This is a genomic window from Desulfallas sp. Bu1-1, assembly GCF_015594625.1.
Classification (GTDB): domain Bacteria; phylum Bacillota; class Desulfotomaculia; order Desulfotomaculales; family Desulfallaceae; genus JADNRQ01.
This window is the reverse complement of the sequence record NZ_JADNRQ010000007.1, coordinates 91,543-105,236: the sequence shown is the minus strand read 5'-3', so window position 1 is coordinate 105,236 and position 13,694 is coordinate 91,543. Positions and strand designations below refer to the sequence as shown.

At 51.4% G+C, this 13,694-nt stretch carries 13 protein-coding genes; 2 read left to right on the top strand and 11 right to left on the bottom strand.

Annotated features, from left to right (window positions below; genetic code table 11):
• Both IT084_RS09060 and IT084_RS09055 read right to left on the bottom strand, forming a co-directional pair.
• A complete protein-coding gene (locus tag IT084_RS09060; protein ID WP_243276870.1) occupies positions 1-906 on the bottom strand; it encodes an MBL fold metallo-hydrolase in 906 nt (301 codons plus the stop codon).
• Between the two features lie 67 nt (positions 907-973).
• Positions 974-2,971: an N-acetylmuramoyl-L-alanine amidase gene (locus tag IT084_RS09055; RefSeq protein ID WP_195712532.1), complete on the bottom strand. Its 1,998-nt coding sequence runs from the start codon at positions 2,969-2,971 to the stop codon at positions 974-976.
• Positions 2,972-3,205: 234 nt separating this feature from the next.
• On the opposite strand from IT084_RS09055, the gene IT084_RS09050 reads away from it, so the two are divergent.
• Positions 3,206-4,321: a Gfo/Idh/MocA family protein gene (locus IT084_RS09050; RefSeq protein WP_195712531.1), complete on the top strand. Its 1,116-nt coding sequence runs from the start codon at positions 3,206-3,208 to the stop codon at positions 4,319-4,321.
• 90 nt (positions 4,322-4,411) lie between these two features.
• Here the strand turns inward: IT084_RS09050 and IT084_RS09045 are convergent, their stop codons facing one another.
• Complete coding sequence (locus IT084_RS09045) at positions 4,412-5,053, bottom strand: GerMN domain-containing protein (RefSeq protein ID WP_195712530.1); 642 nt, start codon at positions 5,051-5,053, stop codon at positions 4,412-4,414.
• Positions 5,054-5,182: 129 nt separating this feature from the next.
• Between IT084_RS09045 and IT084_RS09040 the strand changes: the two genes are divergently transcribed.
• The gene (locus IT084_RS09040) at positions 5,183-5,956 is read left to right on the top strand and encodes a L,D-transpeptidase family protein (protein WP_243276869.1); all 774 of its coding nucleotides are present in this window, start codon (positions 5,183-5,185) and stop codon (positions 5,954-5,956) included.
• 94 nt (positions 5,957-6,050) lie between these two features.
• On the opposite strand, the gene IT084_RS09035 is transcribed toward IT084_RS09040, so the two are convergent.
• From IT084_RS09035 to IT084_RS09000, 8 genes are all read right to left on the bottom strand, one after another.
• A complete protein-coding gene (locus tag IT084_RS09035; RefSeq protein ID WP_195712529.1) occupies positions 6,051-7,406 on the bottom strand; it encodes an APC family permease in 1,356 nt (451 codons plus the stop codon).
• Position 7,407: 1 nt separating this feature from the next.
• Positions 7,408-7,761 carry an SCP2 sterol-binding domain-containing protein gene (locus IT084_RS09030; RefSeq protein ID WP_195712528.1) on the bottom strand — a complete coding sequence of 118 codons (354 nt, stop codon included), beginning with the start codon at positions 7,759-7,761 and terminating at the stop codon, positions 7,408-7,410.
• A 31-nt stretch (positions 7,762-7,792) separates the two neighbouring features.
• Complete coding sequence (locus IT084_RS09025) at positions 7,793-8,710, bottom strand: quinate 5-dehydrogenase (protein WP_195712527.1); 918 nt, start codon at positions 8,708-8,710, stop codon at positions 7,793-7,795.
• 192 nt (positions 8,711-8,902) lie between these two features.
• Positions 8,903-9,079 carry a hypothetical protein gene (locus IT084_RS09020; RefSeq protein WP_195712526.1) on the bottom strand — a complete coding sequence of 59 codons (177 nt, stop codon included), beginning with the start codon at positions 9,077-9,079 and terminating at the stop codon, positions 8,903-8,905.
• A 16-nt stretch (positions 9,080-9,095) separates the two neighbouring features.
• The gene (locus tag IT084_RS09015; RefSeq protein WP_195712525.1) at positions 9,096-9,491 is read right to left on the bottom strand and encodes a hypothetical protein; all 396 of its coding nucleotides are present in this window, start codon (positions 9,489-9,491) and stop codon (positions 9,096-9,098) included.
• Between the two features lie 113 nt (positions 9,492-9,604).
• Positions 9,605-11,776 (bottom strand): cation-translocating P-type ATPase, encoded by a 2,172-nt coding sequence (locus tag IT084_RS09010; protein ID WP_195712524.1) that lies wholly within the window; start codon positions 11,774-11,776, stop codon positions 9,605-9,607.
• Positions 11,777-11,803: 27 nt separating this feature from the next.
• Positions 11,804-12,175: a metalloregulator ArsR/SmtB family transcription factor gene (locus IT084_RS09005; protein ID WP_195712523.1), complete on the bottom strand. Its 372-nt coding sequence runs from the start codon at positions 12,173-12,175 to the stop codon at positions 11,804-11,806.
• Between the two features lie 108 nt (positions 12,176-12,283).
• On the bottom strand, positions 12,284-13,690 hold the full coding sequence (locus IT084_RS09000) for a HAMP domain-containing sensor histidine kinase (RefSeq protein ID WP_195712522.1): 1,407 nt from the start codon (positions 13,688-13,690) through the stop codon (positions 12,284-12,286).
• Between the last annotated feature and the right edge of the window lie 4 nt (positions 13,691-13,694).

The window sequence follows — 13,694 nt, the reverse complement described above, 5'->3', positions numbered from 1 at the left end:
TTAAACTGTAAATGTTTTGCCTTGGACGGCGGGTTCGACTGCACCCTCGAAACCTTCGCCCGATTCGGCCAGTAAGATATTGATATCGTACTCGGGCCAGAAATGCGTGATGACAAGCCTGCCTGCGCCGGCCTCGCGGGCCAGCGAACCTGCCTGCCCCGCCGTCATATGTACCCCCGCGAGAAATGCTGCATCCTTGTTCATGCCGCTGGCTTCACAGATAAACAAATCAGCACCGTTTGCCGCTTTTTTGATCTCCTCACCTGCGGCCGTATCGCCGGAATAACATACTGTTTTGTTGCCGTGTCTTGCCACTACCGAGTACCCGGGCAACGAATGGGTGGTAGGTGCAAAATATAATGTAGTGTCCCCCAGCCGGACCTTCCTGGCTTGCAAGCCGGGTATTTCACCGGTCACGGGCAGTTCATCTATATTTACCACGTCAAAAGCCCCGGTATACCCGGCCAGTTTACGATATATTTCTTCCGGCGCGGGCGGAATAAAAAGCTTGACCGGTTCATTCATTTTCCCCTCGCGCCTGGCGCCTTCCACGGCGTGTCTCAGGCAAAACACGTCCACGTAATGGTCGGGATGAAAATGGGTTATTACTAGGCCTGACAGGAAGCTAAAATCAATATGCCGTGTCAGCTCGGCAAAACTACCGTTGCCCGCGTCCAGCATCAGTGAAGTTTTCCCGCACCGCATGAGGTAGCCGGAACAAGCGCCTCCGGGGCGGGGGTAAGGAGCCCAGCAACCTAGTATTGTCAAGCGCATCACATCAGCTCCTGTTATTTTCCGTTTCAGTTCGACCGGCCCGGGGCAGCAGCACCCCGGGGCTACGGTTTTTTGGGGATCGGGGTTATTATGTGTAATAAAGATGTTATTTAGATCAAGTTTTTTACCCATGGCATATTGTACCACCAGTTTGCAGCCGGACACAAGAAAGGAACCGGTACCGGTTCCTGTTGATCAATTAATTTGCAGGTGAGAAGTAATTGTTGAGCCCCCGGGCCAGCGCTTCGGCGACCTTGATGCGTACGTTTTCCTGGCGCAGCATTTGTTCCTCTTCCGGGTTGGAAATGAATGCTATTTCGGCCAGGGCCGCCGGGACCGGGGATGTGCGTAACACTACAAAGTTGGCCTGCAACACTCCCAGGCTACGCCTGCCCAGCGCCCGGAGGATTTCCGTTTGGATGGCACCGGCCAGACGTCGGTTGTCGGCTTGATTCACGCCCGGGGCCAAATCTCCGTAATCACGCCGGTAATAAGTACTGATCCCGTTAGCATTTGGGTTGGAATTGGCGTTGATATGGATGCTTAAAAACACTTCGGCCCCGTTTGCTTCGGCTATGGCAGTACGTTCATAAAGATCGATAAACCTGTCGTCCGTTCTGGTAAGCACGACTCTGGCGCCACTTTCGGTAAGCATTTGAGCCAGCTTCAGCGCGATGTCCAGCGTAACGTCTTTTTCCTGCAGCCCGGTGGGGCCAATGGCGCCGGGGTCTTTACCGCCGTGGCCCGGGTCGATTGCGATCACGCGCCCTTGCAGGAAGCTGCCGATCGCGGGTATATATATATCCAGGTCCAATTGCCTCCGGTCTTCGGAAAGCTTGTCCAGGCTGACAACTGCCCCCTTGAGATCAAACACGACCCGTAATACTGGTGGTTCCTTGCTGAACCAGCCTGTTCTGATCTGGTTAACCACTTCCGTGCCCACCGGTATTGTCTCCGGCAGGTCGCCGGGTTCTATGTTTTTCAGGTCCACCACCAGCCGCTCGGGATTGGTGATGAGAAACATGTCATAGTTCAGCTCACCGCTGGCTTTAAGAGTAACCAGGGTATGGCCGTTTTTATTGTTTACTTCAATTTTCTCCAGCTTCACCGGCTCTCCCGGTTGTTGTCGATCACTCCGGTCGGTATCCCCTGTTTCCACGGGCGGGTCGCCGGGTGCCGGAGACGCTTCCGCCTGTTCCACGTTAATCAACCAGCCGGCAACCCAGCCGATCACGCCTCCGTCCAACCTGACCTTGTACCAGTCACCGGTGCGATCCAGAACGCCCAGTCTCTGGCCTCTACTGACCTGACTCAACACGCCGTGGCTGGTTCCCGGCCCACCTCTTACATTCACATTATCTCCGTTGACAACGGCCATCAGGTTTCCCGACGGCGGGTTTTGCGCCGGCGGCGCGGAGTTGGCGGGCTCCGCCTTTGCCTCCACTTCGCTGACGGAGGCCAGCCAGCCTGCAATCCAACCCGATTGGCTGTTGGGCAGGCTGATTTTGAGCCACTGGCCGCTTGTTTGCGTGACGTTATACTTGCCACCCTTGTACACTTTGGAGACGATACCGTAAGATGTGCCGGGTCCGGAACGGACGTTGACCGTAGATGCCGTGATAGTGGCCTCCTTAACTTTGGACGTGTTGGTTGGGGTTTGATTTTGCGCCGGCGGCGCGGAGTTGGCGGGCTCCGCCTTTGCCTCCACTTCACTGACGGAGGCCAGCCAGCCTGCAATCCAACCCGATTGGCCGTTGGGCAGGCTGATTTTGAGCCACTGGCCGCTTGTTTGCGTGACGTTATACTTGCCACCCTTGTACACTTTGGAGACGATACCGTAAGATGTGCCGGGCCCGGAGCGGACGTTGACCGTGGTTGCCGTGATGGTGGCCTGCTTGTCCGGTAGTTTTTCGGCCCGTACCAGCCAACCCGCGATCCATCCATTAACGCCGTTGACGCTGATCTTGTACCAGTCACCGCGCGCATCAAGCACAGTAAACTGGTCGTTTTTCTTTACTTTGGCCACGATATTATTGGTTGTGGCCGGGCCACTTCGTACGTTTACCGTATCCCCGGTTACCACAACCCGGGTGGCAGCGGGCGCAGTGGAGGGCAGTATCAGAAAACCGGCGGTGGTAAGTAAAAAAACAGTCATTCCTCTTAATAATTTTTGTTTCCATTTTTCTCGCCTGTGCATGGTCCGCGTCTCCTTATTTCCCCTTTTTAATCTGATATGGTTAATTATTCGACAAGTTATAATAAAAACCTTTTTTCCATTAAAATACCATATTTGCCAACTAAAACATTTTCCTGCATTTTTAATACAATGACGCGTTTTATTAACAAAAAGTTCCCCGAAACATAAATTTTGCGGATAGTTTATCGTGATTGGTCACAAAATAAAATAACTTCGTAGCTGGAGGGATCTGACATGGAAAAGTTGAAAGTCGGGATTATCGGTACCGGCATGGCCTTTGAACGTCTGCACTACCCAGCTTATCAGGAATTATCCGATAAATATGAAATCGTGGCTCTATGTGATCCCGACCCGGAGAAAACGAGGCCTTGGGCGGAACGTTTGGGGCTGAGCGGCGACTCTGTTTATACCGATTACCGCCCGATGTTGTGGCGCGGCGACATTAATGTGTTCGATATCATGGTGCCCATTGAGCATAATTACCGGGTCACTGAAGATGTAGCCAGAACCATTGCCAACCAGCCGAACAGGGCCATTATTTGTGAAAAACCGCTGGCGGCTACTTATGAACAGGCCAGGGCACATGCCGAATTGCCCCGCCGTTATGGGGTGCCGATCATGATCGCGGAAAATTATCGTTATAACGAGGAAATTAATATGATCCGGGACATGGTGAGGCAAAAAAAAGTGGGTGACGTGGTTTATTTCATTCAGAACAGGGTGACGTGTTTCCCGGAGGATATGTTGAAAAACAACTTCGCCCGGACGGAATGGCGCCAGCACCCCGTTTTTCAGGGCGGCGCCATCATGGACATGGGGGTGCATGATATAGCGGCGCTGAGACATATTTTCGGAGCCATCGACCGGTTGCAGGCATTTGGAGTGCCCCAGAAGGATGATTTTTCACCTTATGCAGTGGTTAACGTCAATTTATCATTTAAGAGCGGCGTTACCGGTCAATTTTCCTTTTATTGCGCAGGCAAGGAACCGCAGCGGCCTCAGATCGGGCTGCGTATATTCTGCACCAGAGGCATGATTTACCTGGAGGAAAGGGATTGCGGCACTATTAACGTAGCCTATAACGATGGCGGTTCGGAGCAGATTCCCTACCGCCCGCAGCGGGGCTATTACAATGAGTTACTGAATTTGTACAACGCCATGACCGGTAAGGAGATGATTTCGGTAACCCCGGAAATGGAATACGGGGACGTTAAGACCATCCTGGACATCCTGCGCTCTATTCGTGAGAACAACATCGTTGTAGTTGATGTTACGGATGATTACATTCCGGCATATACCTCGACCTATCAACAGCCCCATTTTGAATTCCGGCCGGTGAACTGGCAGTAAATAAAGACTAGCGCCGGAAAAAAATAAAGTAGCGATAGACACGTCGCCACTTATACGAGCCCCATATTAAATAAATATGGGGTTATTTTGTTATATAGAGCTGATAAGTTCATTATCTCTCTCCAGTGGAGAACTGACATCGAGATGGCCGGCTATCGTTTCCACTTTCTTGCCCTCGACCAGGATCTGGACCCGTTCCACACTATTGAACTGGGTCAGAGTATTAACAATGGAATAAACCGTTAAGTTTTCGGCACCCGAACCGCCACTGTGCGCGGTGATCAATTCCCGGCTGAAGTTTACCGTGCATAAACCGTCCTTGATATTGATGTCGAGCAGTTTCGTATTTTTCGGCAGAGTGGGAAACAGCGCATGATTGAGCGGACCCCGGCAAAGTTCATAAACAGTTTGCCTGGCAATACCGGGAACCTTGGGGATTTCCCTGCGCTCGGCAGACAGGCTGCCTTTTCCGTTATCAAAATATAGCACGACGCTGGTTTTTTCTTTTATCTCAGGTTGAACATTATTGTTGGTGCTATTATTTAGTTTAACATATTCCCGATCTGTATTTTTCTGTTCAAGAACCGCCGGTTGTTCTGGAGCTGTTACCCCTTTGTGTTGATTTTCACCATTACCGCCGGGGGCGGGTTTATGATCATAAAGGCATCCCGATGTATACAGGGCCACCGCAATCAATCCCAGGTAAATAAAAAATTTAACTACCGCTTTCAACAGCTCACCCCCTACGGTTTGTCCTATTCATGTTTATGACCGGGGTTATACGTTTATGACAAAAAAATACCAAAATACAATTTCGCTTTAGGGGAAAAATATACAGGAATTTATGCCGGGAGGGAAAAAATGCTAGGAGTTAAGACGGCCAAATATATTTTATTAACTACTGGTATTTTCATGGTTACATTGTTGCACGCCGGACTCGCCGCTGCAGTTTCGGGGTGTCCATATTGCCGGCTGATGGAAGAACAACAACGGGTGTTGGCCCCGCAAGAACCTGCCATACAGGGGCGGGATGTGGTATCGGAGAACAAAACTCCCCCGCCGCCGGGGGAGGTCAGTATTCTCATTGATACCAGCAGGCGGGTTTTAACGGTGATGTCGGACGGCGAACCATATAAACAATATCCCGTGGCTGTGGGTAAACATGAAACGCCCACCCCCATCGGCAACTTCAAGGTGCTGCACCGGGCCATGAACTGGGGCACCGGTTTTGGGACCCGCTGGATCGGGTTAACCGTACCCTGGGGAATATATGGCATCCACGGCACCAATAAGCCTTATTCCATCGGCAGTTATGCCAGTCATGGCTGTATTCGCATGAACAACAGGCACGTTGAAGAAATTTACCCCTGGGCCAAACCCGGTACAAAAGTGATCATCACCGGCAACCCGTTCAAATACCAATCCGACGAGTTTCGCACCATGCGACGGGATGAGCGGGGCGGAGACGTGATGGAGGTACAAATTCGGCTGAAAAGGCTTGGTTTTTATGACGGGCCGATAGACGGCATCTGGGGTGGCGGCATGGAGCGGGCCGTAATAGCATTTCGTAAAAGCCGGGGATTGTCCGGGGATAATTCGGTAAACGCTGATGTATACCGCTTGCTGGGCCTGTAATCATTAATGCTGCTGGAATCGCCCGTAGCCGGACGGGTATATAAAAAACCGGCATAGCCGCTTATTGCTACGGGATGCCGGGCGATGTCAGTGATTAATCTCCCGCCTTTTCCGCGCTGGCGACCGGGCGCCTGCGCCTGGCGGCAGCCTTTTTTTGCTGGTGGCGTCGCTTTAATACCGGCACTACGTGATTTACATACAAGCTGCTGAGTAAAATGCCCAGGGCCAGGCAAATGAATACCCGTGGAAAGGTAATAAAGATGGCGATCGCCAGGACGGAAAAGACCACCGCGCTGATTCCCGGAATGACGTATCCTCCCCTGACGCGGTAAGGTCGCTTGGCGTCGGGCATTTTTTTGCGCAATAGAATTACGGAGATGCCGGCCAGCACGTAAATGATACTTTCCATGGCCGCCGCCATGTTCACCAGGGTCAGGTAACGATGGGTGATCAATACTATGGTGGAAATTACCACACCCAAGATGAAAATGCTGATCACCGCCACCCACGGGGTGAAAAAGCGCATGCTTACCTTGCTGAACACCGCGGGCAACACGTGTTCACGGGCCGAAGCGTAGACAAAACGGGATATGCTGATCAGGCCCGCGTTAAATGTGGTGATGGAGGCGGCCAGCGTCAGTGCCAGCATAATTGGTACCCCGGCGTCGCCCAGCAAAGTGCGCGCGAAAATTAAATGAGGGGTGGGCGAGTTAGCCAGTACTTCCCGTGGCACCAGCGCCGTCATGGCCGTGGTAAAAAAAGCGTAAGTTACGCTTAAAATCCCTATGGCCAGCAGCATGCCCCGGGAAATTAGCTTGCTGTGGGTTACTTCCTCCGCCAGGGGCGTGACCCATTCAAATCCGACAAATAAAAACACGCCCACAGCCACCGCGTTGACGAAGTTTGCCGTGCCGCCCGTGACCAGAGGGGCTGTTAAGTGAAAATCCACTTTGGCCAGGGCCATTAAGGCCAACACGGTTAATGACAGCATCATACCGTAGGTAATGGCATCCTGGAACCAACCGGCGATTTTAATTCCAATGATATTCATCCCCGTTACAACGGAAAACATGACCAGGATCCAGGCCATCGGTGGGATCAGAGGAATAGCTTCGTGTAGTATTTCGGACAGCACGTAACTTTCGGCTCCGATTACGCCCAGGATTACCGCCATGTAGAGCAACGAAACAACAAGGGCCAGGTGGTCGTTGAATGCCCGGCTGTAGTACAGGCGGATACCCGCCGCCGAAGGGATAAGTCCATTTAATTCACTAAAACAAAGGGCGGCTGTGATACACAGCAACCCGCCGGTCAAAATGGCCAGCCATGCGGCGTCGCCGGCAAGAAATCCAGCCACCTGCACCGCCGCTATGAATGTGGAGCTGGACAGCGTGAGACCTGCGCTGGTAGCAACTACTGTTCTAAGGGTAAGAACTTTTTTCAGTGCCAACTTACTCGCCCCAGATCATCAGGGAAATAAAGTCCAGTCGTACAATATCATCCTCGGAACCCTTCAAAACAAGGGTACCGTTCATATAAGGTTCCGTGGGGGTAATGTCGCCGTAGAAGAGATCGGCCAATGTTTCGCTGTCCGAGGTTACTACCAGGTCAGGGTCCTCCGGCGCACCTTCTTTTACGGATAATTCCCCGTCCTCAAGTTTCAAAGTGTGCTCGGACTCCACATCCGTTGCTTTGATTAAAATTACCCGGTTCCAGTCCCGGTTCATTATTTTTAGCTTTTTATTTTTGTTGTATCCTTCCTGAAAAGCAAGCAAGCTATTGGTGATCTCTTTATGTGTGGCCATAAATGTCCTCCATGTAATGATATGAGGTCAACTAACTCGCCATTTCTATAATGCGCGGCTGAAAGCTTAATTTTTTAATCAAGCCCAGATAATCCTCCGGGTTAATTTGCTCCCATGGTTTGCCCAGGATTGCCACCATTACCCCTTCGATTACGTTGGTGCCGAAAGATCGCCCGTCATAGACCGGGGTGGTTGTGACCAGTTTGGTGGCTCCCTTTTCCTTTAACAATTCCACGTCGGAGGTGGTAGTGGTGTTTGTAATAATTATTTGACCGTTAAGGGTATCCGGCATATATCGCTTAATAAAATGAAAATCGCCGGCTATGATTTCCGCGTCACGGTAATATTGAGCGTATTTCTTGGCCTTTTCCTCGTCCCGGGACTCTTGCTTTTTGCCCGTCGGGTAAAGCATATGAAAAGGTAGCTTGGTCATTTCGGGCAACAACTTGTCCGCTATTTCCTCCAATTCTTCCAGGGTCTTAATCGGGTACGGAATTCCGGCGGCAAAAATCAAGTCGCCGAAAGTTACATCGCATTCCGCCTCCACAAAGGCCTCCGCCATGCCGAACCTGTCCACCGCGCTGACCATCAGGACCCTGGTACCTTTCTTAATTAAACCGGTTTCTTTCAATAAATATTTTACCGTTTCCCGCTCCAGGGTATTTTTCAGGCCGCTTCCGTCCACCACCGGAGTTTTTTTGACAGCTTCCATAAGCTTGAGACCGTCTCGAAAGGCGTATTTTTTTTTACCTGCGTATACATACACATCTATTCCGCCCAGACCGATGGCGTCAACCCGGCCATCAAGTTCCTTTAACTTGGCCAGGGCCTTGTCAAAATCTCCATCCATACCAAGTCGGCTGATTTCAAACTGCTCACCCAGCAGTTCCACCTGTACCCGGTGATCCCTCTTGGAGGAACCCAGGCTCACACTGACCACGCGTTTCAAATAAAGCCCTCCAATCAAAATGGCAATCCCGAATTACCCTTTACCATTGTAACCAAATTAAACTAAAAATACAAGCAAACCTGCTTAACAGGTTTTGTAACCGCAACCGGCGCAACGCGGCACCGGCGGAACGGCAAGTTTAACTTTTAAAGAAAGAAAAAAAGGCGGCCGTTTAGCGAGTGGACGGTCGCCTCAGGTATTAATATCGGGCGGTTTGACATGCCGGGCGCTTTCGAGAACCTCCAGTGCATCATCGAAAGCGTCGACATATCCAGACTTCAGAACATTTAACTCCTCCGGTGAAAGTATGGTCATCTCGTCTTGTGCTTGCCGCTTGTTTGCCGCAAGGCTTCGTTGCCATCGTTCCATGTTATCGTCCCTCCGGTTACAGGGTGCCCCCGTTTTTCTTAATTATTTCCTCGGCCCGGCCGGCAAATTCATTCTTGGTAACCACGGTGACCAAAAATGCCTTGCCCCCGGCAATTCCATAATTATGGTCCCCGTAACCGCTCACAGAGGGGTCGGCTGCCTTTAATACTCTGGTGTCACTGTCAATAAGGCTGTCCGTGCCTGCCGAATAAAGAGTAAGACCGGTTATGGTTTCGGCGCGGCCCATGATGGGATTGTTTATTTCGGCGTCATTATTTAGGCCAAACCTGCTGACGCGGTCCACCTGGACATGCTCAAATCCCGCGCTCTTTAACTCGTCCGCCGCCGCGCGGGCTGCATTAATCGAAGGAAAGTAAGCCAGGAGCGATCGTTCGCCGGGAGATAATTGCATATCGTTTCGCCTCCTTTACTTGTTATTTTTGACCGGGCACTGTATTTTATATCAGTTTGATGATGATTAATATTTGCCAAAAAAACCCCCTCGCCCTGAGGGGGTTAAGCCGGTTAGATCTCATTGAAGCAAAATTTTTGTTTTTTATTCCCGGCCTTAAGAAGAGATATCCCTTCTTCTTTGACCAGCATTAAGCGCATGCCGTTTGCGATCACCAGCAAGGAAGCCCCGGTATCGGCAAACACCGCCATCCACAGGTTGGTAATACCCATGAAAGTGCCCAGGATGAATATGGCCTTGACCAGTAGGGAAAATGTGATATTTTGTTTGATGATGCTTAATGTTCGCCTGCTTAATTGCATAGCGTAAGGTAACTTGGCCAGGTCATCGGACATGAGCACGATGTCCGCCGTTTCCAGAGCGGTATCGGTGCCGGTACCTCCCATGGCGATGCCGATATCCGCCCTGGCCAGTGCCGGCGCGTCGTTGACACCGTCACCCACCATGGCCACCATACCGTACTCGGCCTGCAGTTCTTCAATGATTCTCAACTTATCCCCGGGGAGCAACTCGGCCTTAAAATCGTCGATTCCCAGCTGTTCAGCGATAGCCCCGGCGGTTTCGGGATTGTCTCCGGTGAGCATGATCATTTTCCGGATGCCCGCGGCGCGCAAGTTACTTATTACTACCGGGCTGTTTAAACGCGGCTGGTCCGCCACGGCGATAATGCCCATGATTTTTTCTTTCGTGCCCACAAGCACTGAGGATTTTCCCGATTGATGCAACCTTTTGATCATTTTGGCCGCATCGCCGGTGTTAACATGCAGATCCTCGAATAACTTTAAAGCGCCAATGTAATGAGTGCTTCCATTTATTACGGCACTGGCTCCCAGACCGGTAATCGCTTTAAAATTACAGCTTTGCAGTGGAGACGCACCCGCCAGCTCGGCCCGGCGAATAATGGCGCGGGCCAAATGATGTTGTGAACGATATTCTATTGCCGCGGCGATGCTCAGCACGTCTTTTTCCGCGTGGCCGTTTAAAGGGATAACGTCCATTACCTCAAGATTGCCGCTGGTTAACGTACCTGTTTTATCAAATGCCACAACATTTACGGAGCCGGCTTTTTCCAGGTAGGCCCCGCCTTTGATCAATATACCCCGCCTGGCGGCGCTGCCGATGGCCGAAACTATGGACACCGGTGTGGATATGACCAGTGCGCAGGGGCAGGCGATAACCAGTAAAATTAATCCTTTCTCCAGCCAGGTTGGATACGGCAGTCCCATGGCCAGTGGAGGGACGATGGCAACGGCAAGAGCCAGGGTAATAACCACCGGTGTATAAAACCTGGCAAACATGTCCACGAATTGTTGGGAGGGGGCCCGCCGTGCCTGGGCTTCTTCCACCATGCTGATGATTTTGGACAGAGTGTTGTTCCGGACCAGCCTGGTTACTCTGATTTCCAGCGACCCCTCCTCGTTGAAGGTGCCGGCGTAAACTTCGGCTCCGGGCGATTTTGGCACCGGGATGGATTCACCGGTTATCGGGGCCTGGTTGACCATGGAAAACCCCTTGACCACCTCGCCGTCCATTGCTATCCTTTCGCCCGGTTTAACGATAATGATGTCGCCTACTACGATATCCTCAACGGGAAGTTCAAATTCCCTGCCGTTCCTTCTGGTTAATGCTTTGTTTGGTGAATATTCCATCAGCGCCCTGATCGAACTTCTAGTTTTTTCCATGCTCAGGGCTTGCAGAGCATTGCCCAGGGAAAACAGGAACATCGCTGTGGCGCCTTCCCCCCACTCTCCGATGGCTACGGCGCCGATGGCGGCGATACTCATAAGGACATTCATATCTATACTTTTTGACTTTACGGAGCACAAGGCGTTTTTACCGGTATAATACCCGCCGGAAATTATGGCCGCCAGGTAAAGGATAATCGTCCATTCTTCGCGGGCGATCAGCAATGATGATAAAAATCCCGCGTTTAAAAAAACACCCGAAATAAAAGTTAAAAGTATCTTTTTATTTTTCCACCACTTGTTTTGACGGCCCGGTTGGGCGCCCGGATTTTCAAGTTCGGCCTTGTAGCCTGCTTGATTGACCAGGCGGATGATACTTTCCACCCGGGTGCTGTGCGCCACCGTCATTTTGGAAGCGCCGAAATTAATTTTTACGCTTTCCACCCCGGCAGCCGCAGCCAGCCTTTTCTCAAGTTTGGCCGCACAGTCGGCGCAGTCGAGGCCTTCCAGTCGAAATATATCAATTCTACATTTTGTCATGATAGTACCTCCAAATGATGACGATAATTATTTTGCCCAATATCCCTTTTGTGTATAGTGTTGCAAAGCAGCCTCGACAATCGTTTCTACGCATCGATCAGCCAGTGAATAAAACACCATTTTACCCTGTTTCCTGCTCCGGGCCAGTCCCATATTTTTCAATAAACGTAAATGGTGGGAAGCCGTCGCTACGCTGGCGTCTATAATTTGAGCCACGTCACAGACACAAAGCTCCTCCCGGGCGAGGGCGTAGATGATTTTTATCCTGGTTTCATCGCCCAGTGCCTTGAACAATTGGCCCATTCCGCTGGTAACGGCTACTTCCCGCTTTAACCGGCTAACTTTTTCTTCATCATATGAAAAACACTCGCATACGTGATCGTTTAACTCAGTTGCCATCGTCACACCTCTCTATATTATAACATTCATTTGAATGTTATAATATATTATGTTTAAACTTTTGTAAAGGTTAATTATTTAAAACAAAAAGCCAATAGCAAAATCAAGTTACTGAATAACCGGGAGGCTTACCGTAAAGACGCTCCCGCCCCCGGGCCTGTTGGCGGCATTGATATAACCACCGTGCTGGTTGACGATCCAGCGGGCGATGGCCAGCCCCAACCCGGAACCCTCCTTGCCCCGGGTGCCTTCGCCGCGGTAGAAACGATCAAAAATACGGTTTTCCTCGCCTGGAGCCAGGCCGGGGCCCCGGTCCGCAACCGCCAGTTCCAGTCGTCCTTCCCGTTGAATTTGCACGGTCAGGCTCACCGCCGTGCCCGGTGGCGCATACTTAAAAGCATTGTCCAGTAAAATGAGAATTAATTGCTCGAAATAAACGCTGTTTACTTTAATCATTGTTGCGGGCGGACACAGATTGTTCAAAGCAAGTTCCCTATCGCCGGCCATGAAGCGCGCTTTTTTTGAAATATCCTGCAACAAGCTCTCCAGCGGCACAACTTCTTTTTCCAGTTCGTACCCGGCGTCGGCACGGGCCAGCGCCAGCAGGTCCTCCACCAAACGGGTGAGGCGGCGCGCCTCGCCGGCGATATCTTCCAGGGCTTCCCTGGCAAGGGTGGAATCTGGATTTTGTATCTTCAGCAGCAGTTCGGCGTTGCCCCTGATAGTGGTCAGCGGCGTGCGCAATTCGTGGGAAGCGTCGGAAACGAACCTGCGCTGCAGTTCGTAACTTTCCTGCAGGCGGTGATACATGTTTTCCAGGCGTTCAAACATGGCGTTTAGCGTTTTGGCCAAACGGCTCAACTCATCCGGCGCCCTGTCGGTTTCAATGCGTTTACTCAAATCACCGCCGCTTTCGATGGATGAAGCGGTTTGAATGATCCGTTCCACCGGGTTGAGCGCGGTTTTGGCCAAGAACCACCCTAGAATGCCGGCCAGGGTTACCGCCATCGCTCCCCCGGTGATTACAAAAAAGCGCAGCCTGGCCAGTAAAGTGTTAACTGTTGAAAGGGCACGACCCACCTGGAGTATCCCCACCAACTGCCCGTCAACCACCAGGGGGACGTTGTAAACACGTATTTCCTGTTCGCCGGCGCGCACTGTTTCGTAAAACTTTTGCCCCTGCAGGGCGGAGCGCAGGGTATACTCGCTTAAGGGCAGGTATTGCCGTCCCAAATTGTTCGAGCGGGACACCACCCTGCCGCGGGCGTTCACCATCTGCAGATAGGTATCCGGGGCTGCGAAAACATCAACGTCCGGCAGCACCACTTCGCGCAAAAACAAAGAGTCTTCAATTCTAATCGACTTGATTACCGATGCTGCCCTGGAAGCGATATTCTCGTCGATTTCCCGGTGTAATATGTGGGAAGTGGCCAGTAGCAATACTGATGATAAAATTAACAAAATCATGCTTAGAACCCCGGTATATAACAGGGTTAGCCGCATCCGCAGGGACATGCCC